Annotated in this window: 26 protein-coding genes and 1 pseudogene; 12 read left to right on the plus strand and 15 right to left on the minus strand. The window is 44.0% G+C overall.

Annotation, left to right across the window (positions count from 1 at the left end):
* Positions 1-183 (minus strand): annotated as a pseudogene (locus T538_RS18335) (IS5/IS1182 family transposase); the annotation flags it as partial.
* A 306-nt stretch (positions 184-489) separates the two neighbouring features.
* Here T538_RS18335 and T538_RS0105200 point away from each other — a divergent pair.
* From T538_RS0105200 to T538_RS0105215, 4 genes are all read left to right on the plus strand, one after another.
* Positions 490-2,922 carry an outer membrane beta-barrel family protein gene (locus tag T538_RS0105200; protein ID WP_031532615.1) on the plus strand — a complete coding sequence of 811 codons (2,433 nt, stop codon included), beginning with the start codon at positions 490-492 and terminating at the stop codon, positions 2,920-2,922.
* 234 nt (positions 2,923-3,156) lie between these two features.
* Positions 3,157-3,789, plus strand: a complete 633-nt coding sequence (locus tag T538_RS0105205) for a hypothetical protein (protein ID WP_031532614.1) — start codon at positions 3,157-3,159, stop codon at positions 3,787-3,789.
* Positions 3,776-4,084: a hypothetical protein gene (locus T538_RS0105210; RefSeq protein WP_031532613.1), complete on the plus strand. Its 309-nt coding sequence runs from the start codon at positions 3,776-3,778 to the stop codon at positions 4,082-4,084. The genes T538_RS0105205 and T538_RS0105210 overlap by 14 nt, the downstream gene beginning before the upstream one ends.
* 1 nt (position 4,085) lies before the next feature.
* Positions 4,086-4,643 carry a hypothetical protein gene (locus tag T538_RS0105215; protein ID WP_031532612.1) on the plus strand — a complete coding sequence of 186 codons (558 nt, stop codon included), beginning with the start codon at positions 4,086-4,088 and terminating at the stop codon, positions 4,641-4,643.
* A gap of 214 nt (positions 4,644-4,857) precedes the next feature.
* Here T538_RS0105215 and T538_RS0105220 read toward each other — a convergent pair whose 3' ends face one another.
* Positions 4,858-5,706, minus strand: a complete 849-nt coding sequence (locus T538_RS0105220) for a carboxypeptidase-like regulatory domain-containing protein (protein ID WP_031540876.1) — start codon at positions 5,704-5,706, stop codon at positions 4,858-4,860.
* 240 nt (positions 5,707-5,946) lie between these two features.
* Between T538_RS0105220 and T538_RS0105225 the strand changes: the two genes are divergently transcribed.
* Positions 5,947-6,375: a pyridoxamine 5'-phosphate oxidase family protein gene (locus T538_RS0105225; RefSeq protein WP_031532610.1), complete on the plus strand. Its 429-nt coding sequence runs from the start codon at positions 5,947-5,949 to the stop codon at positions 6,373-6,375.
* 408 nt (positions 6,376-6,783) lie between these two features.
* On the opposite strand, the gene T538_RS0105230 is transcribed toward T538_RS0105225, so the two are convergent.
* The 3 genes from T538_RS0105230 to T538_RS0105240 are packed head-to-tail and all read right to left on the minus strand — an operon-like array spanning position 6,784 to position 9,135.
* Positions 6,784-7,260 (minus strand): hypothetical protein, encoded by a 477-nt coding sequence (locus T538_RS0105230; RefSeq protein ID WP_031532609.1) that lies wholly within the window; start codon positions 7,258-7,260, stop codon positions 6,784-6,786.
* A 28-nt stretch (positions 7,261-7,288) separates the two neighbouring features.
* Positions 7,289-7,993, minus strand: a complete 705-nt coding sequence (locus T538_RS0105235; protein ID WP_031532608.1) for a hypothetical protein — start codon at positions 7,991-7,993, stop codon at positions 7,289-7,291.
* 11 nt (positions 7,994-8,004) lie between these two features.
* Complete coding sequence (locus T538_RS0105240) at positions 8,005-9,135, minus strand: hypothetical protein (protein ID WP_155993007.1); 1,131 nt, start codon at positions 9,133-9,135, stop codon at positions 8,005-8,007.
* Between the two features lie 719 nt (positions 9,136-9,854).
* On the opposite strand from T538_RS0105240, the gene T538_RS0105245 reads away from it, so the two are divergent.
* The 5 genes from T538_RS0105245 (at position 9,855) to T538_RS0105270 (ending at position 14,748) form a co-directional block, all read left to right on the plus strand.
* Positions 9,855-10,658, plus strand: a complete 804-nt coding sequence (locus tag T538_RS0105245) for a DUF5131 family protein (RefSeq protein WP_051655889.1) — start codon at positions 9,855-9,857, stop codon at positions 10,656-10,658.
* An 11-nt stretch (positions 10,659-10,669) separates the two neighbouring features.
* On the plus strand, positions 10,670-11,329 hold the full coding sequence (locus tag T538_RS0105250) for a DUF2461 domain-containing protein (protein ID WP_031532605.1): 660 nt from the start codon (positions 10,670-10,672) through the stop codon (positions 11,327-11,329).
* 102 nt (positions 11,330-11,431) lie between these two features.
* The gene (locus tag T538_RS0105255; protein ID WP_051655890.1) at positions 11,432-12,253 is read left to right on the plus strand and encodes a MerR family transcriptional regulator; all 822 of its coding nucleotides are present in this window, start codon (positions 11,432-11,434) and stop codon (positions 12,251-12,253) included.
* A gap of 50 nt (positions 12,254-12,303) precedes the next feature.
* Positions 12,304-12,945, plus strand: coding sequence for a GyrI-like domain-containing protein (locus T538_RS0105260; RefSeq protein WP_031532603.1), 642 nt, complete (start codon positions 12,304-12,306; stop codon positions 12,943-12,945).
* A gap of 237 nt (positions 12,946-13,182) precedes the next feature.
* Positions 13,183-14,748: a carboxylesterase/lipase family protein gene (locus T538_RS0105270; protein WP_051655891.1), complete on the plus strand. Its 1,566-nt coding sequence runs from the start codon at positions 13,183-13,185 to the stop codon at positions 14,746-14,748.
* Between the two features lie 91 nt (positions 14,749-14,839).
* Here the strand turns inward: T538_RS0105270 and T538_RS17045 are convergent, their stop codons facing one another.
* The 4 genes from T538_RS17045 to T538_RS0105290 all read right to left on the minus strand — a co-directional run bounded on the left by T538_RS17045 (position 14,840) and on the right by T538_RS0105290 (position 19,726).
* On the minus strand, positions 14,840-16,078 hold the full coding sequence (locus tag T538_RS17045) for a WG repeat-containing protein (RefSeq protein ID WP_051655892.1): 1,239 nt from the start codon (positions 16,076-16,078) through the stop codon (positions 14,840-14,842).
* Between the two features lie 147 nt (positions 16,079-16,225).
* Positions 16,226-17,602, minus strand: coding sequence for a WG repeat-containing protein (locus tag T538_RS0105280; RefSeq protein ID WP_051655893.1), 1,377 nt, complete (start codon positions 17,600-17,602; stop codon positions 16,226-16,228).
* Positions 17,603-17,673: 71 nt separating this feature from the next.
* Positions 17,674-18,795, minus strand: a complete 1,122-nt coding sequence (locus T538_RS0105285) for a WG repeat-containing protein (protein WP_081834875.1) — start codon at positions 18,793-18,795, stop codon at positions 17,674-17,676.
* A 22-nt stretch (positions 18,796-18,817) separates the two neighbouring features.
* Positions 18,818-19,726, minus strand: coding sequence for a LytTR family DNA-binding domain-containing protein (locus T538_RS0105290; RefSeq protein WP_031532598.1), 909 nt, complete (start codon positions 19,724-19,726; stop codon positions 18,818-18,820).
* A 158-nt stretch (positions 19,727-19,884) separates the two neighbouring features.
* Here T538_RS0105290 and T538_RS0105295 point away from each other — a divergent pair, with 158 nt between their 5' ends.
* Both T538_RS0105295 and T538_RS0105300 read left to right on the plus strand, forming a co-directional pair.
* The gene (locus T538_RS0105295; protein ID WP_031532597.1) at positions 19,885-20,424 is read left to right on the plus strand and encodes a hypothetical protein; all 540 of its coding nucleotides are present in this window, start codon (positions 19,885-19,887) and stop codon (positions 20,422-20,424) included.
* A gap of 159 nt (positions 20,425-20,583) precedes the next feature.
* The gene (locus T538_RS0105300; protein WP_051655895.1) at positions 20,584-22,038 is read left to right on the plus strand and encodes a DUF4419 domain-containing protein; all 1,455 of its coding nucleotides are present in this window, start codon (positions 20,584-20,586) and stop codon (positions 22,036-22,038) included.
* A gap of 103 nt (positions 22,039-22,141) precedes the next feature.
* Here the strand turns inward: T538_RS0105300 and T538_RS0105305 are convergent, their stop codons facing one another.
* From T538_RS0105305 to T538_RS0105330, 6 genes are all read right to left on the minus strand, one after another.
* The gene (locus tag T538_RS0105305) at positions 22,142-23,626 is read right to left on the minus strand and encodes a DUF3843 family protein (RefSeq protein WP_081834874.1); all 1,485 of its coding nucleotides are present in this window, start codon (positions 23,624-23,626) and stop codon (positions 22,142-22,144) included.
* Between the two features lie 121 nt (positions 23,627-23,747).
* A complete protein-coding gene (locus tag T538_RS0105310) occupies positions 23,748-24,164 on the minus strand; it encodes a hypothetical protein (protein WP_031532594.1) in 417 nt (138 codons plus the stop codon).
* A 53-nt stretch (positions 24,165-24,217) separates the two neighbouring features.
* A complete protein-coding gene (locus T538_RS18340; RefSeq protein ID WP_031532593.1) occupies positions 24,218-24,403 on the minus strand; it encodes a hypothetical protein in 186 nt (61 codons plus the stop codon).
* A gap of 29 nt (positions 24,404-24,432) precedes the next feature.
* Positions 24,433-24,864 (minus strand): hypothetical protein, encoded by a 432-nt coding sequence (locus T538_RS0105320; RefSeq protein WP_031532592.1) that lies wholly within the window; start codon positions 24,862-24,864, stop codon positions 24,433-24,435.
* Between the two features lie 21 nt (positions 24,865-24,885).
* Positions 24,886-26,172 carry an alpha/beta hydrolase family protein gene (locus T538_RS0105325; protein ID WP_155993009.1) on the minus strand — a complete coding sequence of 429 codons (1,287 nt, stop codon included), beginning with the start codon at positions 26,170-26,172 and terminating at the stop codon, positions 24,886-24,888.
* The gene (locus tag T538_RS0105330; protein WP_031532589.1) at positions 26,165-26,368 is read right to left on the minus strand and encodes a type II toxin-antitoxin system antitoxin; all 204 of its coding nucleotides are present in this window, start codon (positions 26,366-26,368) and stop codon (positions 26,165-26,167) included. The genes T538_RS0105325 and T538_RS0105330 overlap by 8 nt, the downstream gene beginning before the upstream one ends.

Genomic DNA, 26,368 nt, shown 5'->3' on the forward strand with positions numbered 1-26,368 from the left:
CGGGTCGTAAGGGCTGCGGCCACGCTCCTTGTACAGCTTGCGAAGACCGCTCAAGTCCAAACTGTTAACTACGCTGCTCACAAGACGGACTGGGTCGTCCTGGGCAATGTCCTTGTCGATTCTCTGAGGAAAAAGTATCGTCTGATTTGGAGAATACGGACGAAAGTGGTATCTTTGTTGCATTTTATATTGCATGTTGTAAAGATACGAAAACTTTACGACATAACGAAGCCCTGGCTTGAGAAAGTCGGGGCTTTGATATAAAAAAAGGATGTGCCTATTTTGACACACCCTCAAGGGCTGCGCAGATGTCGATTCTAAGCCTTAAATCCATCGGTTCACGCTACAAAAATTGCCACATCATTCTTTTACGACAAAAATCCTTGCCGTTCGTCACAGAAACTTGCAGATTATCCCAAAACGGTGTGCAAACGCAACATATTCAGGCATCTGCCGCGTCTAACGCTCAGAAAATAGAAACAAGAGAATATGAAAAATGTTATCAATCGCAACTATGTTTGCACCCTTTTAAGAAAGAAACTTTTGGCAGTCGCACTTATTCTTACGGCTGCATCGGCTCAGGCAAAGAACAAATCGCAAGAGGTGAACGGAAAGATTACCAACACCAAGGGCGAGCCTCTGGCTTTCGTAAACATCTCGCTGCTGTCGTCCGATTCGACCTTCATTCAAGGAACAACGAGCGACATAGAAGGCAAATTCCTTATCCAGTCTCCCGAAGATGGCTGTATCCTAAGGCTTTCGTACGTCGGATTTCAGACTAAATATATCGATGTGAAGGACGCAAACATCGGCACAACTGCCATGAACGACGACGCGCAGACGCTTAGCGAAGTAACCGTAAAGGGTCTGCTTCCGAAAACAAGACTAACGGGCTGCTCCATGCTCACAACCGTTCAGGGCACGGTGCTGGGCAAGTCGGGCACGGCATTAGAGATGCTTCCGAAGATTCCGGGAATGGCGATGAAAGACGACGAGCTGGAGGTGCTTGGCAAGGGCAAGCCTATCTTCTACATCAACGGCAGAAAGATGCAAGATAAGGACGAGCTGAAGCGTCTGCGCTCTGAAGAGATACAGAGCGTTGAGGTAATTACCAATCCGGGCGCACAGTACGATGCCACAGTTTCGGCAGTTGTAAGAATAAAGACGGTGCGCCGAAAGGGCGACGGCTTCGGATTCGACCTCGCTGCGAGCAACAACCAAGACCTCATCTTCGGTTACAGCGACCCTTCGGCAACTGCCAACCTTCACTATCGCCACAACGACATCGAACTCTTCGGACTGCTTAACTACTGGAAGTGGGAAAGCGTTGGCGATATCAATCTTACCGAATCGACCATTCTGAAAGCCGACGGAGGCATAAAAGACATACGTCAAGACATCGACACTCGCTACGACTGGCACGGACAGGGACTGAACTACAACCTCGGCTTTAACTGGCAGATAAACGAAAAGCACTCGCTGGGAATGCGCATAGAACGACACGACAAGTTCAAGACTTACAACGATATGCGATGCAAGACCGACGTTGAGCATCACCGCATAGGCGGAGGACTTCTGTATGCCGAGAGCAACAACTCAACGCAGCGCGAAGACGAACACGTTCCGTACAGCTGGGAGAGCAACGCATACTACAACGGAAAAATAGGCAAGATGGACATCGACTTGAACATCGATTTTATTTCGACTAAGGGAGACAAAGTGAGCCAGATAAACGAGTTGCACGATAGCGGCAGCCGTCAGCAGATGCAGCAGGACAACAGTCAGTCTACAAACCTGTGGGCAGCCAAGCTTGTGTTGAGCTATCCGATACTGAAAGGCATGGTTCAAGCTGGAACAGAGATGAGCTTCGTGAACCGCGCAAGCAACTCGTCTATAACAAACTATCCTCTGCCATCGTCAGACTCTGATGTTGACGAGAAGAACATTGCCGCCTTCGTATCGTACAGCGCAAATCTGAAGGACTTAGGAAACATAAGCGCAGGCGTGAGATACGAACATGTGGGCTTCGACTACACCGACAATCTGTATGCCGACCGCTCAATGTCGCGCAATCAAGACGAGTTCTTCCCTAACCTGTCGTGGTCGAAGCAGTTTGGCAATGTTCAGACAGCCGTTGCCTATTGCATGAAGACCATCCGACCAAACTATAGCTCGCTTGACGACCGCATCGTCTATCTTAACTCATACTCGCTGATACAGGGCGACTCTAAACTGAAAAACGCTACCATGCAGGAGGTTAGCATCAATGCGCGCTGGAAGTGGATAAACCTGTTTGCCGCCTACGAGCGTCGCGACAACACTATTACACAGTTGCCTATGCCATACAACGACGAAGGCATCATGCTTCTGAAACAGAGCAATTTGCAGAACCCAGTACGCAACCTTGCCATCTTCATCTCGGGCAACCCTACATGGGGCATCTACAGTCCATCGTGGACCGTAGGCAGACAAAAGTTCTGGAACACAATGACTTTCGACGACCCTCGCGAGGCTGACGGTAAGGTTGAAGTAAGTTTCAACAAGCCAATTTACTTCATCGACCTCAACAATACTTTCCGTCTGAAACACAGCTGGCAGTTCGAGGCAAACATGAACATCATGACCAAGGGCGACGTGATAAATTTCAGAATGTTATCGCCATCTTACAACCTTCGCTTCGCGGTTCAGAAATGCTGGCTTAAGAACGACGCGCTCTGCCTAAGAGCAAGCATCAGCGATGTGCTGAAACGCAGCGTTCAGGACGTTGCGCAAGACTGCGGCTTCTTCTACGGAATGCAGAAAACCACTCGCAACAATCATCGTCTGGACATCTCGCTGCGATACAGCTTCAACGCATCCAACAGCCATTACAAGGGCACAGGAGCAGGAAAATCTGTTCAGCAGCGCATGGCAAGCAATTGATATCGTTTTTCTTTGATGTGTGTTTGAAAATCCCTTCCCGTTTTTTTATGAAACTGGGAGGGGATTCTCGTAGCACCACGTTCTGCCGAATTTCCGAATTCGACAAGACCTGTGTTTTTCCCAAATTTACGAAAAAACGTCGCAAAATTCTTTTTTTTTAAAAAAAAAGACCTTGATGAATAAAAATTACAAAAAAAAAAATATCTTTGCAAGAAATTATCAAATAAAAAATAGATGAAAAAGACAAGTTTCAGCATATCCTTTGTAGGGGTCTGGGAGAAACCATTAGAGGTATTGCCCAACTTTGACAACAGATTTGCAAAAGATTTGTTCGGGCAGCCATACGACACCTTCTGTGGTTTTACTCCAGAAGGATTTGTCGTAGCTATAGAAAACAAGCCCTTCCCTATGATCGTATTAGGACCGACAAGACTTGTCATAAAGGCAAAAGACAAGGAGTGCCTGCTAAACTATATAGAAGCAATCAAACCTGAGATTGAAAAAAGAGTTTCCGGGCTTCGTTTTTCCTCATTCGGCATCAACAGCGAATATCAATGGACAGAAATTGAAGAAAGTCCAGAAGTATGGTTATGGAAACATTTCATCAACCCAGCACTGCCATGTTCTTTGCAAATGTGCAGCAAGCTGAATTTGAGAATAGGAATTGATGAAACCCAGATGGCGAATGTTGAGATTGAGCCACGTCGCGGCATCAGAGACGGCATATTTGCCAACATCAACCACCATCACAATCAAATACTGAACGGATTGCCAACACGGGAAGAGGCCGAAACCCTTATAGATGACTCGACCCGCACCATAGAGGAAAAAATCGTATTAAAACTGATTGAAAATGACAAACGGTAAGGAACAGAACACAATGACAAGCAGCAGCCAGAACTCATTTTTGATGGTTGCCGCCTTAGCAGGGGCATTGTCAATGACAACAGCCTCCGCCTATGCACGCGAAGAGCAGGTTCTTGCCAGCGTCGCAACAGAACAGACTTACGATTATTCTGCCACGTATGTGCAAGAGACCCGTTATACGAACCCTGACAAGAAGAGCTTTCGTGAGCGTTATGCCCAAATGGCAAAATCTGAATGGTTCAAGAGGACTTATGAGAACAAGAGTGTCGGTGAGATTATAGAAGTGGACTATTGACATGCAGTGGGTTATTGACGCAAAAGAAAACATCACGCAGGGAAGCATCGTAGATGGTGTAGATTGGGGCAAAGGCGAGAACAATCCCGTATTGAGCATCGTCTTGTCAAACGCCTGTGATTTTGAGCACGACAAACTGGGATTCCTAATTGTCGCAGCGCTCATCCCCGCCAAGGAAACCTTGATGGCAACCAAGGAATACAAGGCAAAGGTGGCAAGCGCCGACGAAGGGAATGGGCTGTCAAGGAAATCGTGGGATTCGTTTGTCGATTATCTGAAGACCTTCATTCACAACAAGAATGTAAGCCGATACTTCTTCCTTGACCCGAATCCAGTCATCGATGCACCGCTGCTGCTTGTCGATTTCCAGCAAATACGCTCACTGGACGTGGACACAATGGAGAATCTGACCAATGAGGGACAACTAGACCATCCACATGTTGAAAAGATGATGTCGCAATTTGTGTGCTATACAGGAAGAGTTCCAACGGACAGAGTGGAAGAACTCCAGGAAGCCAACTATCTGAAAGAGCTTCGAGGAGATTATCACAAAGCATAAAAAAACGAGGGTATGCCGAACCAAAAGGTACACCCTCGTTTAGATATTAATACAACACAAAAAACAAGCCATTCTTCACGAGGAGGCACGCAAAAATGAAAAAGCACTTCTTATCCTGAACTGAGATATCACTCGCAGGGACTTGCACCCAGCAACCTCGACTTTTCATCATACTGCGCCGATGATGCCCCATGACATCGGTCGCAAGACTGTGTTAGTCAATGGCAGCCTCCGTTCCGTCGGTAGTATGCCATTCTGCCTCGTAGCCCTTAACAACTATTTCGGGACAAACAGGTACGTGTTTTATCCAGCCAATAGCATTTCGCACATACGCACCTTTGGCACACAGCGGAAACGCCGCTATTCCGCTGCCTTCCACATCAACAATGCAAATGCTTACGTAGTATTTCTGCTTGGCTTTGAGCCTGATGTATTCCGACAAAGAGACAGTCTTTTTCTGCCCGTTGTCTGCCGGCGATATTTTAAGATAGATGGGGCGGTTTAGTATGTTCTCGAATTTTTCGCCATCCATCTTATACACGTTGAAACTGATGGTACACGACTGAAAGGTACACTTCTTTACACCCAGTTGAATGTCGGAAAGAACGCAGTCCTTGCTGTTGCTGAATGACGGTCCTATCTCCGAGTGCTTGTTACTGTTTAAATCGCCCCTCTCCACGCAGTCGCCGACGGTTATCCACGACTTTCCCGAGAGCGTGATTTTCTTGTTCTTCTTGCCCACCACAACCTCGGCAAGCTGAACAACCTTGTCCTTCATAACCACCTCTACCTCGCCGCTGCCGTAACTTGAAAACGGCACTACGGCGGTCTGATAAGAGACGTGCATAAACACCAGATTGCCCTTCCGCCCTTGCGGAACGGTAATGCTGAATTTTCCGTCGGAATCTGAAACCACGCCGATGCTGTCGTTCTCAAGACCGATGGTTACATACTCAACGCCTTTTCCGCGTTCGTTCACGATTCTGCCCTTAACCTTTGTCTGAGCCAATGCCGCGGACACAATAAGGGCAAGCAAAAGATTTGTAATGATGATTTTTTTCATATAAAAATGTTTAGGTTACGATGGCAAAAATACGAAAATTTCTGATTCGGGCTACCTTTTCGCTTCTTTTTTCGCGCATAGAGTCTAACCGCCTTCAAATCCGACTGTTACAAGCGGCAAGCCACTTCCATTCGTCACAAAATCCAACCGTCTGTCCCAGAAACTTGTAAAAGCCGATGCCGATGCGTATCTTTGCCGTCAGAAAAATCGAGCAAACCAAAAATTTAAATATTTGACACAATGACTAAAGAAGAAATCTTAAAGATGCTGAACGCACATCCTGTAATGTACGTTGCAACCAACGACAACGGTCAGCCACGCGTGCGCGGCATTCTGATGTACAAGGCAGACGACAGCGGAATTGTGTTCCACACCGGAACGACAAAGGATTTTTACCGCCAGCTTGTTGCCGACCCTCGCGCCGAGGTGTGCTTTGCCTGCGGAAAATATCAGGTTAGGGTTGAGGGCAAGTTCGAACTTGTTGAGGACATGGCTCTGAAGGAGGAAATAGTAAACCACCCATCGCGCAAGTTCTTGCAGCCTTGGAGAGAGCAGCAGGGCGACGAGGCTTTCTTCAACTTCCTGAAGGTGTTCCGCATGACTCACGGAAAGGCTCACGTTTGGTGCATCGAGGACAACTTCAAGCCAAAAGAATACGTTATTTTGTAAATAGCATCTAACTGAAAACATCGACATAAAATCAATCCCTATATTTTTTCATTCTACACAAAACAAAAACACAAACTCGGGAGAGTTATTGAAGAAACACGACAGCCTTTTTGCTTTATGAAATGATTTTCAGAAAGACGCAGAAAACGTCTCCGCTTAATAACCGTAGGTTGGAACGACCTGCGGAATAAGCGTCATAAACAGAAGCACCACGTTTTGCCGAATTTCCGCGCTCGACCTATGGTCGCTTGCTACCAAAGGGACGCAAGAATTCCCATTGTCGCAGAGCGACAAAAGTATTTGTTATTGCGCAACACAATTTTTTCAGCGGTGGGAATTACAAATTCCCGATTTTTCTCTCAGCCGAATTCGGAAATTCGGCTGAACGGGAGAACGACAGACGAGCATTTAGGCAACGCCATTTATTGCGATTTTTATAATTTTGTTTCTTTTCATATCGATATCTAATTCGAAAAAGCAAGTTCCCCCATCAAGCACAGTGGTTATTTCACAACGTTCTATTGCTAAATCAAAAAGCCCACATTGGAAAGTAATACAAAGAATATAATCACCGTTAGGAGATATTTCACCCCAATATTGACGTTTATACTTTTTTAGTCTCCTTTTTTTTACTGCATCTCTTTTCAAAAAAAATCTTCTGCTCTCCCCTACTATTGTGTCGGCATTTTCATGTATCATTTGTTCTGCTTTTTTCACATCTTCAACTGAAGGCGTAAAACGATTATCTCCCGGAGGAAAGCCACAGAAAGAACATTCTTTCGAAAATATGTATCCCTCAAAATGTTTCTCTTTTATATGCTCTACATGTTGCGGATATACCACACCGCAACACATCAACATAATAAACAGAATTGCTTCTCTCATAGTTTTTGTTTAATAATTTATGGGGTTATTATCTTTTATAAGCATTGGAGGAATTCCTCGTTTCCACTCTTGTGAGATATGGACCATTCAATTCTTCACAGAACCAAACATCATCTATGCCATTTTCCAGTTCCTTTCCAACAGCAACGCCATGAAACTCCATCGACAAATTACATGGTTGGATAATTTTGTACTCTCTTTCAAAATCTCCAAAAACAGATTGTAATGAAACTTCAAACCGCATACCTTTTGTCAGTTTCTTGCCGCGTTTATTTTTTTTGTCATAGTAGCTGACAATTTTGAATATGGAATCATTCCTATTCGCATATATCACATAAACGTCATTCTTCAGTTTCTTCACTTTCTTGACTGTAAAAGATGATTCAGAAGAATTTACAATTTGCTTGTTTTCAACAATCTTACTTTCACAGTATTCTTCATCTTCTATGGCAAACACCTCTTCAACATATTTTCCCCATTCCCTTTTGTAAAGCTCTATGCTTTCCTTTGGGACAAGCAGACGTACTCCTTGCAGATATATTGGTTCAAAATGGTCTCCACTTAAACTTCTGCCCCTATGAAATGCAAATTCGCGAATTTGGGGTTCGGTTAATCTTGTGTATATCACATAGTCACCAGCATTTCCACAAAATCGTCCGTCTGTTACAACGCCTTCTTGAGCATGGATGCCAAGACATAAGAGCATCATGCATAAAACAAATACATTTCTCATTGGTCTATGGATTATTTCTGAAGTCTATTTTTTTCTATCCATTCAGACATGTTAATAGAACGCAAGGATTTGTATAAATCTTTAGAAAAATACCATTTATCGCCTAAACATAGGTTTCCGTCGGGATACGATTTTAAGACTGTTGAACTATCATTCTTAAATACAATAGTTGTTCTCGTATAAACTTTATCTTCTGTAGATTTACAAACGTCTTCTTTCCTTTCTGCCGAATTCAATAAGTTTATTATCTTTTTAATCTTATTCTCGTCAACAATTTCACTACTCACTTTTTTCAAAATAGGAGAACATTCCGCTTGAAATCTATCCAGAACTTCAAGTCTAATCACTTCTTCTGAAATTGTTTGTGCATTTGATAAAAGCAAATGTTCGTTAATCTTATGGCTAACCGATATTGTTTGAGCATCTTCGAGTTTAAAAGATTTCCCAACTTGCTCAGACTTGATAATCTTAAAGCTTACGACAAAAACATCTTTATCCAATGTCATTTCCGGGTACCCAATAAAAAAATCGGCTTTTGACTTGTATTCTGACAATTTCTTTCCATATGGTACACATGGGATATCTTCAGCCTCAGTCAAGTATAACATGCCATCACAATTGTCTGCAATTCTGTAAATTGACATACTCTTTCCGTTTGCTTTATTCTTGATTGCGTCTATAGCTTTCAGAAAACATTGCTTCGCAATTTTATCCACAGAAGACTCACTTCTGAATTCAAGGCTTGGAGCATAGCCTTTAGAAATATTCCATTTGTTATTAAACTTATCGTAAGTAAACAACGAAATGTAGCTATATCCATAGCAGAATCCCTTATTATCTATCCCTAAATCATGATTTATAATGTATATGGAATCTTCAGAAAAATATACAGATGGATAATCAATACAATATTTCCCTGAGAACTTTTTATGCTTTTCTGCATAATATGTTTTGTACAACTTTCCTTTTTTCCGTTTAGCTATAGTGTAGCTGCCATTATAGTTAAGATAATTTCTGTTTTTGAAAAAAATCAGTTTATTGTCAGGGTCTTTATGTTTACAAAATTCAACATACGCTGTGTCCAGCATCGCATAAAAATCCTGGCAATAAGCGAACTGACAAAAAAGAATCAGTCCAAACATAAGATATATTCTTTTCATTATACTATTTGACATATTTTTCTGATATTAAATTATTTAAATGGTTTTCTACTTCAAAGGCAATATTGCTTTAACTCCCACACATTCTGCCGATTTTCTCCGCATTCGACCTATGGTTGCTTGCCATTATGCAAGAATTCCCTTTGTCGTAATGCGACAAAAATAACAACTTTTTTATTCCTACGCAACACAAAGCCTTGTTATTTTTCAACTATGTATTTTCAAAATTCCAATTCTGAATTACGCAAGAAATCCATTCCCCTTCGGGATGCGTTCGGGTTTCGTTCGGGATTTTACAAACGACTGGCAGCTTATTTTGAGGGGACAATCAGTCAATAATTGAAGCAAATTTTGAAAGTCCTTAGAGCGATTTTTTCAATTTTCAAGTTAATCATCACCTACCTTGGATAGACCTTTGACATTCCTTGGATGTTGCTTTGATGTATCTTGGATGTATCTTGGACGTACCTTGCCACAATTTTGTATTCACCAAAAGACTAAAAGATGTACTTTTTCTATGGTTTTGTACAACAACATTCTGCATCATTTATTTTTCCGCATATTTTTTCAGATTATTCGCCATTTCAGGATAAGATACGTATGCAGAATATAACAAAAACATCGGCACGTCAGTCTTTTTTCATATCTTTGCCAAAGAGACGTGTGCCACACGGCACAGCCTCATCAAACACCATTCTACGATGTCAGAAAACTGGACTGTTTATGCCGACTGGAATCCGTGGCACGGATGCACAAAAATCAGCCCCGGATGCAAATATTGCTACGTTTACCGTCAGGACGAGATGTACGGCAGCGACATCTCGAGCAGCGAATGCCGAAAGACGGGCAACTTCAATCTGCCTATAAAGCGCAGGCGCGACAAATCGTGGAAGATTGAGAGCGGAAAGATTGTGTTCACCTGCTTCACGTCCGACTTTCTGCTGAAAGATGCCGATGAGTGGCGCCCCGAATGCTGGCAGATGATTAGGCAGCGGAGCGACCTCTGGTTCTTCTTTTTCACCAAACGGATTGACAGGTTTATGGAGTGCATTCCCGACGACTGGGGCGACGGCTACGACAACGTGATTGTGGGCTGCACGGTAGAGAATCAGGCGATGGCTGATTACCGCCTGCCCATATTCCGCTCGCTGCCCATAAAGCACAAGAGCATAATTGTTGCGCCAATGCTCACCGCCATCAACCTTGAACAATACCTCGACAAAACGATTGACGAGGTGGCGGTTGGCGGAGAGTCGGGACTTGATGCCCGCCCGTGCCACTACGACTGGATTCTCGACCTCAGAGAGCAATGCATAGCCAAAGATGTTGCCTTCCGCTTTCATCAGACGGGCGCACGGTTCGTTAAGGACGGAAAGATGTTCCGCGTGCCGAGGCGGTTTCAGCTGAGTCAGGCGCACAAGGCTAATATCGACTTCAAGATAGGCGAATATCTTGTGCCAGAAACGGTTAAGTTTGAATGGAAAGAAAGCGATTATCACGACTAAAACACAAAAATATGAAAGAAATACTCGATTTTTACCTGCAACTGTCGCAGAATAACAACAAGCCTTGGTTCGATGCTCATCGAGCCGAATACGAGGTTATCAAGAAGAAGACTACCGCCCTTGCCGAAGAGTTTATAAAGGGCGTCGCCCTGTTCGACCCACGATGCAAGAACCTTCAGCCAAAGGACTGCACCTATCGCATAAACCGCGACATACGCTTCTCGCCCGACAAGCGGCCGTACAAAGACTGGCTCGGCATATATGTGTGCCCGGGCGGAAAGAAATCGGGCATGGCGGGATATTACATTCACTTTGAGCCGGCAACAGACACTTATCTTATGTGCGGCGGTCTGTACAACCCAACAAAAGAGGTTCTGAAGAGCATCCGCGAGCAGATAATGCTCGAGCCCGATGCGTTTCACAAGGCGGTGCAGTCGTGCGGAAAGGACTTCGCCCTTAACTGGGACAACGCCCTGAAGCGTTTCCCCGTAGGATTTGGCGCAGACGACAAGCACAGCGAGTACTACCGACTTAAATCATTCGAAATCACGCAGTTCGTAACAAAGAAGGATGTTCTCGGCAAAGACTATCTGCCAAACACTCTCGCCCAACTAAAAAAATGCCACGAGTTTAACGAGCTGCTGAACAAATGTGCCGATTTTGTTCGCTAAACTGTTAAAGAATGTTAAAAACTTCGCGAAAGTCTTGACTCGTCCCTTAGGTCATGCCATAACTTTGCAAATGCTTAGGCAAAAGAAAAAAATCGTACGATAATGAGTAAAACAAAGTTAAAAATCGGAGAGTTCTCGCAGATGATGCAGATAACCGTAAAGACGCTGCGCTTTTACGAGCAGAAAGGTCTGCTGATGCCCGATGAGGTGGACGAATGGACGGGCTACCGCTACTACTCCATAAGTCAGATGCAGAAACTGAGGGCGATTCGCGACCTTCAGCAACTAGGCTTCTCGCTCGACGAGATAAAGGACTTGTACGAAGACGACTCGCACGTTCCGGGAGCCGACCAGCTTGCCGAGAAGATAAGGCAGACCGAAATAGCCCTACGGCAACTCGTTGCGCGTCGCGACCGCCTGCTCGAATGGCAGAACTCTCGCAAACAAATCGACACAATGAAGAAAATAAGCATTCAGTCATTGCCCGAGATTATCGTGGCAAGCCATCGCGAAGTAATACCGAATTTTGATGCCATAGGACCAATGTGCTACGAGAAAATCGGTCCCGAGATGCAGCGTCTGGGCTGCAAATGTCCGCTGCCCGGCTACTGCTTTACCATTGAGCACAACAAGGAATTCTCGCCAACCAACATAGACATTGAGTATTGTGAACAGGTTGAGGAAATGGGCACCGACAGCAACATCATCAAGTTCAAACGTCTGCCAGCCGTGCCGAAGGCTCTGTGCATCAAGCACATCGGCGCATACGAAAAGTTCTACGACTCGTTTATCGAGGCCTTCCGCTACATCGAGGAAAACGGCTACAAGATAGCCGGTCAGCATCGCACAAGTTATATTGACGGTCCGTGGAATCAGGAAGACCCTGAGAAATGGCTGTCGGTAATTCAGATTCCGATAGAATAATTCACAAAGAGGGGCTGTCTGTTCGGCAGTCCCTTAAAAATCAGCAAATTATGCCATTCGATTTCAAAAAGGAATACAAAGAGCTTTATCTTCCAAAACAGAAGCCTGCGTTTGTTGATGTGCCGCCGGCAAACTACATTGCCGTACGTGGCGAGGGCAACCCCAACGACGAAAATGGCGCATACACAAACGCTGTGCAGATTCTTTACAGCATTGCCTACACCATTAAGATGAGCAAGAAGGGCGACCACCGCATCGAGGGCTATTTCGACTTTGTTGTTCCGCCGCTCGAAGGCTTGTGGTGGGAAGAGGTTGACGGAAAGGCTGCCGAAGGATTCTCGTACACCGACAAGTCACGCCTGCATTGGATTAGCCTCATCCGCCTGCCCCATTTCGTAACAAAATCGGAATTTGAATGGGCGGTGGCAGAAGCTTCTCGAAAGAAGAAAACAGACTGCTCAAAGGCTGAGTTTCTGACGCTGCAAGAAGGACGTTGCGCACAGATAATGCACATAGGCTGTTACGACGACGAGCCTGCAACCATCGGACTTCTGAAAGAGTTTATCGAGCAGAACAACTGCACCTCCGACATCGACAACACAACCCGTTTTCATCACGAAATCTATCTTTCCGACCCTCGCAAAACCGAGGCTTCAAAATGCAAAACGGTTATACGCTATCCGGTTAAGTAGAAAACATTTAGGTTGATTCCGCGAAAGGCATCAACCTTTTTTTTAAAACCCCAAGCCTTAGCCGCCCCCCATAATCCCCCAAAAACAATTATGAATTCTGAATTGTCAATTGTGAATTGTCCATTGTCCATTGTCAATTCTGAATTATGAATTATGAATTGTGAATTGCCTCTTGTTTTTCTCAGAATAAATTTCTACCTTGCACGTCGATTTTTAATTTAATACCAATACAGAAAAATGAAGAAAATTGTAACTATCTTACTTTCGTTATGGGCTTTTACTACGCTTTCGACAGCGCAGCCCTTGGTTAAGACGCACGTCGAAACAGGCGACATCGAGGGCGTAGCAGAAAACGGACTCGGCGTTTACAAAGCCATTCCATATGCAGCACCGCCGGTTGGCGACCTCCGCTGGAAAGACCCTCAGCCGGCAAAGCCATGGCAGGGCGTTCTGAAAACTGACAAGTTCGGACCGTGGCCGCCTCAGCCCGAACGCCCGGGACTAACCCGCGACATGATGAGCGAGGACTGCCTTTATCTGGGAATCGCCACTCCAGCCACATCTGTCAACGACAATCTGCCTGTAATGGTGTGGATTCACGGCGGCGGATTCAGAACCGAGCACTATGGCGGCGACCTATGGCAGCATCTGGCAAAGCGCGGCGTTGTGGTTGTGAGTGTTGAATATCGCACCGGCGCACTCGGATTTATGGCTCATCCCGAACTTGCCAAGGAGTCGAAGAACGGACATTCGGGCAACTACGGGCTCCTCGACCAGATTTTCGCACTTCAGTGGGTGCAGAGAAACATCAAGAACTTCGGCGGAAATCCTTCTAAGGTTACTATCTTCGGCGAGAGTGCCGGCGCCATCAGTTGCAGCATTCTGTGCGCCTCTCCGCTTACAAAAGGACTCTTCTGCGGCGTTATAAGCCACAGCGGAGGCTCGTTTGCGCCTTGGGACGACAGCAACCGCTCTATGCTAACCGGCGCATCTCAGAAGGGCGCAGAGCAGCACGGCGTTGCCTTCTTGAAGCATCTTAACAAAAAGTCAATCAAGCAGATGCGAAAGATGAGCGCGTACGACCTAACGAAAGGCGACTTGGGCTTCGACGGATTCTGGCCTTGCGTTGACGGCTACGTAATCGCTGACGACCAGTACCGCCTCTACGAACAGGGCAAATACAACGACGTTCCGGTTATCGTGATGACAAACAGCGACGAGGGCGCACTCTTCTCTCCGCCAACCATCACGCTCGAGCAGTACAAGCAGATGGGCACAGCCATGCTGGGCGAGTTTGCCGAAGAGGCATACAAATACTATCCTGCAAACAACAACGACGACGCTTTCCACTCGTTTGGCGATGCCTTCCGCGACCTTGGCTTTGCATGGCCGTCATACGCTTGGGCTAAACTCCAGAACCAGAATGGAAAGTCGCCTGCTTACTCGGCATTCTTGGCGCAGCCATCGCAGCGCAGTTTCTCGCCCGACCCTCGCCGTCGCGGCGTTGCCCATGCCGATGACATTCTGTATCTTAACGGCGAATTCCTTACTCAGCCCGAGAAATATCCGCACGAGGCGGCAGTTTCGGAAATCATACAGCAATATTGGATTAATTTTGCAAAGACCGGAAATCCTAACGGCAAGGGACTGCCTTACTGGCCTGCGTTCGACGAGAGCAAGCCAACAACGATGCAGTTCAGTTACGGAGCATCGCTCGTTACGCTGCCAAATGCCGACCAAATTCACTTTGTAGACCGTATGTACAAGGTAGTTCGCGAGAAGACTGAAGCGAAGAGGAAATAAAAACGCATCGTTCTAAAGATACGAGCATAAAAAAAGACCGCCACTGAAGTTGTGACGGTCTTTTTTCACAAATTAAGTTGATGCAATATTTTCAGAAAGACAATGGATAATAAATCCAATTTATTTTGGGATTAGCAACATTTTTTCCTTGAATATTTACCACTCCCATTTTGTCATAATCACTAACAATAATTACACCTAAACTCTCGTGTATCGAAACAGAACTATACTCAGGCTTGATTATTACCTTGCCAGTTTTGTCTATGCAACCACATTCTTCATTTTTATATACACTTACAATGTTACTATAACTCCATAATTCTACATCATCAAACTGTGGTTTGGCGATAATCTTACCTGTTCTATCTATATAACCCCATTTATCATTAATACAGACAGCAGCAAAACTTTCGGATTGAAAATCTAATGCCATATCAAACTGAGGTTTTATCATAAAATTTCCAACAGAATCAATATACCCCCATTTACCATTTACTTGTACCGGGCACAATTTACTTTTTAAGAAATGTCTAACATATTCATACTGGGGCTCTATTACAAACTTACCTGACGAGTCTATAAAACCCCATTTTCCATTCAATTCTACACCTGCCAAACCGTTGTCTTCAAAAGAGGTTGCAAAGTCAAACTGAGGCTCAATTACCCAATTCCCCGTTGCATTGATATAGCCCCACTTCTTGTTCAACTTAACGGCAGCCAAACCGTTGGATGAGAAGTCAAATATTTCGTCATACTGAGGTTCGACAACAAGCTTTCCCGTTGCATCGATTAAGCCCCACTTGCCGTCAATCCTAACTCCAGCCAACGCATTGTCTTTAAAAGAATTTGCAAAGTCAAACTGCGGCTCGATGACCTTTTTGCCTGTTGCATCGATATAGCCCCACTTGTCGTTCAACTTAACATCAGCCAAACCATTGGATGAGAAATCCCAAATATCGTCATACCGAGGTTCGACTACAAGCTTTCCCGTTGCATCAATGCAGCCCCACTTCTCATTTAATCTGATATTTGCCAAACCGTTATCTTGAAAATATTCGACCATTTCAAACTGAGGCTTAATAACAATCTTGCCAGATTTGTCAATAAATCCTTTTTCTCCGTCTAATTCGATTTCTGCCAAGCCATTGTCTTGAAAGAAACCAGCATAGCCAAACTTCGGACTTATACACCAACTGCCGTTTCTGTCTACATATCCCCATTTTTCATTGACCTGAACAGGAATTAGTACCTTGTCTTCATTATCGCTCGTACAGGCTGAGAAACTGAATAGCAGCCCCAACAAACTTGCCAATAATAAAATTGCTTTCATCTGATATTCCGAATTTGTGTTGTTTTTATTTCTGCAAAGCCCTCTTTATCTCTACGGTATTGGCGAGCAGTACAAGGCTATCGCATTACTAATACAAGCCAACTCTGTCAAACTGGGGCTTGGCTATATAAGCTCCTTTTTTATCTATTATTCCCCATTTTCTGCGAAAGACAAAGCATTATCAAATTGAGGCTGGATAACCATCTTGCCGGTTGCATCGATATAGCCCCACTTGTCGTTCAACTTAACAGCAGCCAAACCGTTGGGAGAAAATTTACGAGCAAGGTCAAATTGAGGCTCGATGACCATCTTACCTGTTTTATCAATATAACCAAATTTGCCATCCTGCCTAACGACTGCCAAACCTATAGAAGAAAAACGGAAAAAGAGACTTTCATTCTTTGGTTCAATAACAAAATTACCTGTTTTGTCAATAATACCCCCCTTGCCATTTAATACAACCATTGCCATGCCATCTCGCCCAAAAAACGACATAAAATCAAACTTGGGCTCTACAACAACTCTACCTTTTGTATCAATAAATCCATATTTACCATTTAATTTAATGATAGCAAAATCATTATAAAATTCTTTTATATCGTCATACTGGGGTTTAACAACCATCATTCCTTTTTCATTGATAAGTCCATATTTGCGATTTAGTCTGACGACTGCCATATCATTTGATTGAAAATCTGTGATATTATCAAACTGGGGTTTAACAACTATTTTTCCTCTTTTATCTATAAAACCATATTTACCATTTACTTCGACACACGCCAAACCATTTTGAGAAAATTCATAAGCAGCATCAAACTGCGGCTTGATGATAACTTTTCCGGTTGTATCAATATACCCACACTTACCATTCTGCCTAACAGTTGCTAAGCCTATAGATGAAAAATTCGAAGCGCTATCAAACTTAGGTTCGATGACAACATTACCGTTCTTATCTATAAATCCACATTTATCATTTAATACAACTAAGGTCAAAACATTTTTTGCTGAATATCCGTATATTCTATCAAACTTAGGTTCGACAAGAATATTGCCATTTAAATCAATAATTCCACATTTAGCATTCTGCCAAACTTCAAGAAAAAAATTACTTATATAGAAACGGTCAATATAATCAAAACGAGGTTCTACAACAAACTTGCCGTTATCATTTATAAATCCCCATTTGTGATTCTCTTCAACAATTGCTAAAACATCGTATGCGGAGCTATAAATAAATTTAACGCCATCAAACCTTGGCTGTACGACAAACCTACCAGAAGTATCGATACATCCATATTTGCCATTTGATAGAACAACTGTTATACCCTTTGATTTAAAGGCGTAAGCACTATCAAACTGCGGCTCGATGACCATTTTGCCTGTTGCATCGACATAGCCCCACTTACCATTCAACTTAACAGCAGCCAAACCGCAGGACTTACTTTTGCTCTCATTGTCACCACTCTGAGCAAAGATGCCGACTGTGGCAAACAGGAAACTGATTAACAAGAGTTTTACTTTCATTTTAATGTTATTTATTCACGCTTTTGCAAATATACAGATTTTCTGGTCGTAAACAAAAAACATCGGCATTACTAATACAAGCCAACTCTGTCAAACTGGGGCTTGGCTATATAAGCTCCTTTTTTATCTATTATTCCCCATTTTCCACCATCCTTGGCAAATAATATGTCTCTGTATATTTCAATTCCTTCGAACCTTGGTTTTACCACGATTTTTCCTTTGCTGTCAATCACTCCGTATTTGCCGTTCTGGATTACAGCCGCCAAGCCATTTTCTGCGAAAGACAAAGCATTACCAAATTGAGGCAGGATAACCATCTTGCCAGTTGCATCGATATAGCCCCACTTGCCATTCAAGCTAACAGCTGCCAGACCATTGGATGAGAAATCGCAAGCATTGTCGAACTGAGGAGCGACTACAAATTTTCCAGATGTATCAACAACTCCCCATTTCTCATCTAACTGAACAACGCACAATCCGTTGGCAGAGAAATCGTAAGCTCCATCATACCGCGGACTGATAACCATCTTACCGGTTCTGTCGATAAAGCCCCATTTATCCTCGTTAAGCTGTACGCGAGCCAATCCTTTGCCCATAAAAGCACCAGCCCTGCCAAACTGCGGTTTGATGCCCCATTTGCCAGATTCCTGAATATATCCAATTTCGTCATCAACCTCGGCAACAGCCAAACCTTCGGCATCGAAACTCCATGCTCTGTCATACTGCAAACCGATAAACATTTCGCCACTTGCGTCGATATAGCCCCACTTGCCGTTTAAACAAACTGCCGCCAAGCCGTTGGATGAAAAATCGCAAGCATTGTCATACATTGGATCGACAATAATACTGCCAGTTTGTGCAAAATATCCCCATTTGCCGTCTATCTTAACACGAGCAAGACCATTAGACGAAAAACTTGCGACCTCTTCGAACCACGGTTCGATAACCATTTTGCCCGACTTGTCTATATATCCGTACTTATCGTTTACCTTGACACGTGCCCAGTCATTTTCTTCGAAATTAAACGCATCGTCAAACTGTGGCTTGATAACCATCTTGCCGGTTTTGTCAATATATCCCCACTTGCCGGCAACCTCTACGGAGATTAACTGATTCTCTTCGCTGTTGTTTTGTGCGACAGAGTAGTTTACCAACGAAAGCAACAAACAGAATAGTAAAAATTTAACCCTCATATAACATTATTTTTTTGATATTCTACTTCTGCAAAGCCTTTTTAATCTCTACGGTATTGGCACGCGAAACAGGTATAAGTTTGTCTATTCCAAGCATTTGCAGTTGATAGTTGCCCGATGTTCGCGACGTAAGCGAAACGGCATAGTTTATGTTGATGATATAGGCGCGGTGGCACGAAATAAGATAGTCGACCTCTGCCAGCTGCTCGCGCAACTGCTTCATGGTTGTGCGAATGATGTGGTGAAGCCTCTCGCCCTCGTGCAAATACCATATATCAGCATAGTTAGAGAGCGATTCGATATACAGAATCTCCTTTGGCGATACTTCGAACAAATCGTTCACGGCATTACCCTTAATAGCGCAAACCGAATTTTCGGCATCCTCGTCACCATCTTCCTCCGAAGATACCGAAACAGGCTCATCGCTCTCCGCCTCGTCCCGACTGGCGCGCTGCTCAAGAAGGGCGTTTATGGCTCTAACCTCCTCGAGTTCCTGACGGAGGCGGCTGTTTCGGTGATAATAAATGTCGTACACGGCAATGAGAAGCGTTACCAGCAGAACCCACAAGCACATTTGCAGAAAGCAGCAGAGGTCGAGCGCATTAGGGTCGCCGCCATTCATCTGCCCCGTCCACAGCACCTTGCAACTGCCAAAGTAGAAGTACGAATTGAAGGTTACCGCCATGGCCGAAAACAGAGGCATATGCAAGAGATAGCGCGTAAAGATGCGCCACTTGGTGCTTTTTATCAGCACAGTTATGAACTGAACTATAACCATGGCAACAAACTCGATAACGGCAAGTCCGAACAAAAGAACGAGGCGTCTGTCGGCCTTGTCAATCTCGAACGGCTGAAGCACTCCGAGGATAAACAAAACGGCAAAACTGTATCTTGCCGCATTTTTTACAATATCGTATATCGTATTTTTCATCTAAACTTATTTTATGGCATTTTTCGAGATACAAAGATAAGATTTTTCTATCTATCGGCAAAAACTACCGCACAATTCATCACAAAACACCACCGAATATCCCAAAAACTTGCACAACTGCACGACTCAGCATATTTTTGCAGAAAAATCAATATTCAATGGCAATAACCGACGAACAACTCAGACTTACAGGCAGCGAAAGCGAGGCTCTGGCAATATACAACGAAGTGAAGCAGGCGGGCGATTTCCACGGATTTGCACAGCGTTTCATGCACAATGCCGACTATCGGGTTGCACGCATCGCGCTGTGGACGCTTACCAAGGCTACGGACGACGAACTGGCGCAATTAAACGACATTCTGCACGAATTTATAGACCTTGCAATGCAGACAGATAATCCGTCGGTAAGGCGATTATCTCTCAACATAATCGAGCGGCTGAAGATGGACGAGGACGATTTGCGCACCGATTTTCTGGACTTCTGCATGGCCAAGATGACCGACGTCGGCGAGTTTTCGGCAATACAGGCGGTGAGCATGAAACTCGCCTACCGAATGTGCCAGTTCTATCCCGAACTGATGGACGAACTGATGCGTATTCTCGACGCAATGGAGCCCGATTTTTACAAGCCAGCCGTAATAAGCACGCGCCGCCGCATTCTGAGCGGAAAAATAAAACTTAAAAATAAAAACAACTAAAAATTCCGCAATTATCGTTACAGCAACCGGAATATCTGTTTCAGTTCGTGCAGTTTGAGAAACAAACAAATCTCAAACGATGTTTTTCCTGAAATCCATCGTACTAAAAAACAAAAAATCAACTATCTTTGCAGAACACAACAAAACTCTAAAGCCTTTATGAAGAAAAACATCGTTTCTATTTTGTTTATCATTCTCGCAATGACAACACAAACTGCCTGTGCCCAAAAGATTATTTTAAAATCGGAAGGCAAAATAACATTTATTGTAGACGAAAACCTAAAGCCAACAGACAGAAAATACTATACATCATTCGATGAATATGAAAAAGCGAATCCAACCTACGACAGAAACTACCGCATAACATGCAATGGCAAAAGTATTGCAAAAGCCTTAGTAAAAAACGGAACGATAGCAAACGAGCAACTCCGCATCATAGCCACAAGCTTTGATAACGAAAAAGACCTTCTTTTCTACGGAAAAGACGCCTTTTACAAGTGCATCATAGACGCATACGCCAAGCATCAGCCCATCACTCTGTCACCCGACATGATTTGGCTCCTCATCAGCCAAGGATTCAGCAGATACGTTAATGCCCATGCCGAGGAAATGCGTCCGCTCTTGGTGAGCCACTCCGGAAAGATTGACTTGGTTGTAGAAACGTCAGACGACCTTTTCTCGGGCAAAGCCGACTGGGAAAAACTTATGAACGATTTTTCGAGTCAGATTGAAAAGAACACGAAAACCGACATCGCAAAAACCATCACAGCCGACTTCAGCACAACTACTCTGGCAGAGCGCATTGCATCGCAGACAACGCTGATGGAAAGCGTAAAATCGTACTTTGATTATACCGTTATCTACATAAAATGCGGAATACCGAACATCACAATCGAAGGCACACCCGCCGACTGGCAGCGCGTGATTGACAAGACAAGAAATCTGCAATCGTACAAAATCGGGAAATGGACAAACGAACTTGAACCTATTCTGAACGAATTTCTGAAGGCTTCGAACGGCAAACCTCGCCAAGAATTCTGGCAAAATATCGTTAAGAAAAAGAAAATTGACGAACTGAACCGAGGCGGTTGCAGCCTCACAAAACCGACAATGATTGACGGATGGATTCTGAAATTCTTCCCCGACAAAGACGGAAACACGCGCGACAGCATATCTGCAAGCCAGAGCATGCCCGAAGAATACGTCTGCACCGGATTCAAATACATGGTTTTAGCCCCAAACGGCTCTGTTCTGAAAGAGACAAACATGGAAATATTCGCAGGTTTCATCGGAGCCAAAGTTGACACACTGACAAAATCTTTAGCCCCAAAAATAGGCTGGCAGGTGCGCGTGGCAGAAACCGAACAAGATTCTCTGAAATATCTGAAGAAGGAGAACGACGAGCGTGGCGGCATCAGCATACGCATAAAGGAAGTTCCCGAGATTCTGTCTAATTTCCAACATCTCAAGTTTTTGGAACTCGAATTTACCGACAAGGTTGTGCTGCCCAAATGGCTCGACCGCATAACCATCGACAAATTCTACATAAAAGGCAAAATGACCGATGCCGAGAAAAACGAAATTAAGAAGCGCTTTCCAAAAGTAATCTTTTAGAAAAACGTTAGGATGGACAAAAAATAACAGAAAACAACACTCGGCATTTACACAATAAAGAAGGCGATGAAACAGTTGTTACATCACCTTCTAATATTTGTGTCTAATAATTATCGAGTTTGCTGATTCTGGCAAGAAAATCAAGGTTATTTTGCGCCATACGGCGACCGTCCTCATAGCCAAGTGCACTTGGGAAAGCCGCATCGGGCAACATTCCATGACTTATAAGATAGCTAACCATATCCCCTTCTCCATAATCGTAGCCCATCACAATTTCAATGGCATCCTCGCGAGCCTTAGCCTCATCGTAATAAGGATTGCGAGGATCTTTTATGCAGAGCGCACCTTCATCGAGAATGTAAAAATCACCGTCGTAAGCAGGAATCCAAAATGCAATAAACTCGCAATCGTCTGCCTTCGAATCCTTTATAATATGCTCTGGACAACCCATATCGTCTATCATAAAACGGCGTAACTCCCTTCCGTCGCGAAAATAGAACAGCGGACTACCGCCCGACATTTTCATAAGCCTATCGAAATTCTTTTTCGAAATGCCAGATCTGTAATTCTTCTTTATGTCGCGCTGTTCTTCGAAACTTTCTTTGCGTGTATCCCATACCGACATTCCGTTAGGATGCCACATATCGCCGAATTTTACACATGCCATTACGCATCCGTCGGAGTTTTTAATTTTCTTTTCTCCAATTCCCTGAAAATCATTTTTTTCAACAGTAATTTTCAGTCCATCCGAACCTATGAAATAAAAGTATTTGTCATCGACACTTTCCGTATGATAGATATCAAAATCACGGTATTCTACGCTTCGCACCAGTCGTGCCTTTTCTGCATTATGGTTAAATTCCAAAATCATGGCGAGCCACTCTTGCGGCAGCAGCGCCAACGGTCCAACCTTGTATTTAAAAGCAAACTGAACATGCACATTGTAACTGGCAGCCATGCTATCATTGGCAGGCGTATAGCGTGATAGCCTTTTGCTCTCGGTATGGAAAAGAGAAACCTTCTGTTCTACGTTATACGCGAGATAACACGAATCGAATACCCATAGGAGCACACTTCTAAGATTTATATAATCATCAGTGAACGATGCTTTAATAAAATACTCCTTCAGTTCGTCGTTTATAGGAGCTTTCTCGAATTCTTTGTCAAGAATTTCGTACAATCGTTCTGCCAACACATAAGCTAACGGATAATCTGGATTTATCAATTCATCACTTCCGGCAATCAATGTCTGCCAAATCAGAAAGCGAATATCCTCTACGTGCGGTTCATCAGGCATGTAGTCAGCATAATCAACATCATAGAACGGCACCCAAAAGCCATACAACTCACGGTTCTTTTTTACAAACGAATGCCATATTCCGCTATCGGATACTATATCTTCGAAATAAAGAGCTACTGTTATGGCAATATCTTCCTTGACACCGACATCTATATCTTCTTCTGATGTAACCCACATCACACATTGCAGCAACTCGTTACAAACCTTAGCATAATAAAGGTCTGTGCTACACGACTTTCTCATCGGATGCCCAGCTACAATATCTTTTGCAAATCTATTTATACGCATACTATGTCTTTTCTTTAAAATGGTTGTAAATTTACAACGAACATATTATCGGACAAAATTTTAGTTGTTTTTTTGAATGAAAATCGGCGAGATGGACAAAAAAACTCATCTCGCCGATTTTTCAATTTTTCTTTCTCAGCCTTCGGAATGCCCACATATTCCATAAAATGGTAGCAAACGCGACAAGCCCTACGATTGCCGACATTTTGAATCGCGTCAGCCCAAGAAAAACGGTCACAACCCAAACAAGGGTAAGCAACGACACGAAAACAGCCAAAATACGGCAGCAACGCGCATAAAAAGGAATCTTGCTCATATCGGCATTCTCTGGAATTTCACTACAATAAGCATTTTCGAGCATAATAAACACGTAAATAAAGCTCACTATTGTCCTCGCAAAAAAATCCATGAAGGTCTCTGTTCCGCGACGCAGTATGATAATATCCAATATCACTACAAGAACAAACATCAGCGCGCAGACAAACTCAACAATCGTACTTTCTTTTGTACGACTCAACCCGAATTTTACTTTTTTCATCTTTTTGGTAGATTTTTATTGATATTAATGCTCTACAAAGAGCATATCGCCCCTCACTCTGCAGGCGGAAATTTGCGAAAGATAACAATCATAACTGCTCCCGAAATAAGTCCTACCGACGCAACTATCGCAACGAAAGTAATTACCGAGATTACATTGCTGACAAATAATGCAATAACGGCAAACATTATAAAAAACTCAACTACCGCATGAATTGTTATCGCTTTTTTTCTGTTCATTTTGTTTTTGTATTTTTTTATGATTATTGTTATTTGTTTCGCTTAGCCTTTGTGTAGGCAATGAGATACCACACAAAAGTGCAGACAACCGGAATGTTAAAGACTATCGTTACCAGCTGTTTAGATATGCCAAGAAAGAGTGAAACGACAATGCCAATCATAAGCAGAGAGAGGCAGACGCTGAGAACTCGCAGAAACCGCACCGTTACGGCGAACATTCCGGCATTGGCATCGTCTGGAATGCTGAATGTCCTTGGACAGTATGCCAAGACAAGCATCAGAAACGTGCAGAAACCAATGCTGAAGGTTGCAGCAAGCATCTGCTTTCCAATCTCCGAATCGCGGCGCAACATTACAATGCTAAGGACAATGGCAACCACCGTAATCAGTCCGCAGGCAATCTCTATAATCGTGCTCTCTTTCGTTCGGCACACCTTGAAGTTGATATTGTTGTTATTCATTGTTTCGATTTTTATGTTTTTCTACCAAACAGATTTTATCCACTGTGCCACATCGGCAATAACCTCTTCCGAGAAAGTCTCTTCTATCTGTCCATATTCATCGGGCAACCCGGTATGGCAATGCTGAAAAAGATGATTCAGTCCATCGTACTCCTTCAGAAGATTGTGCTTGCCGTTTGGAAGCACGCGACGCATAGCCGTAAGATTCTGACTGGAAACGACCTGACAATCCTTGCTTCCGAAGGCAGCGAACACCGGGCACTTTACATTTTCTATGTCCGTCTGCGGATTGTAGTCTACGAACCATTGCATCCACGGATTCTGTCTTTCGCCCAACTGTTTACGCAGTTGCTCAATCGTAAGGTCTTTTGCTGCATCGCCGGCAATCGCCTTGTTCTGAGCCAGAAGAACGCTGTCGCCTTTTACGGCTGTGCCAGCCAGACTAACAACAAAATCTACTTTATTCTGCGCACAAAGCATAAAGCCGATTATTGCGCCCTCGCTATGCCCAAGAACGCCTATCTTCTTGAATCGTCCCGACTTTCTGAGCCATTCTACACCAGCCGCGGCATCATCGGCAAAATCTCTTGTGGTGGCATCTTCGATATTTCCTCCAACCGACTTTACCGTTGCCCTATCGTCATAACGCAAGGTGGCAATGCCCTCGCGAGCCAAGCGGTCGGCAATTACGGCAAAAGGCTTATGTCCAAAGACTTCCTCATCGCGATTCTGCGCTCCGCTGCCCGTAACCATCAGCAACACACATCCTGCATTTTTCGGCAGAGTAAGCGTTCCCGAAAAGGTTGCCCCGGCTTTTGAGTTTGTAAACGAAACCTCCTCTGTTCGGTAAGGATACGGCAATTGTGGAGTCTGAGGCCGTTTCAGTTCGGCAGTCTTGCCCGGCGTTAAGGTCAGCGGCAATCTGAAGCCGTTCTGCACAAACAAACCTTTTATCTCGCCATTCTTCAACCGTCCCGAATAAGCCGCCCCTATCATCGGCACTCGTATGCTAACAGAATCGGCAGAGAGAAATTCGACATCTGCGGAAATTCCTTTTGCTCCCTGCGACGGACTGTCGAGCGTACATTTACCATCGGATATCAGATTAAGCACAATCGGTATTTTCTGAAATCCGGCTTTCAGTTCTCCATTCCAAGAGCCGGAGATGTTCTGGGCAGAGACAGCCGTGCTCAGAATCACCAAAACGGCAATTACAAAAATGTGTTTTATCCTTGGACGAACGATGAAACGACATGCCAAAAATCTTGGAGCGGAATGATTCTTTATATGGAATAATGTTCTAATCATCTTTTTCTTCCTGATTTTTGGGTTGAGAATTCTTCTTTTTGGGCAGACGCTTTGCCTTTCGCAGTGCCTCGGTAATAATCCACTGCAACTGACCGTTTGTGCTGCGGAACTCGTCCGCAGCCCAAGCCTCTATCGCATCCATCGTCTCGCTGTCTACGCGAAGGATGAAACTCTTTGTCGTCTTCTTTTCTGCCAT

This window comes from Bacteroides sp. Ga6A2, assembly GCF_000702225.1.
Taxonomy (GTDB): Bacteria; Bacteroidota; Bacteroidia; order Bacteroidales; family Bacteroidaceae; genus Ga6A1.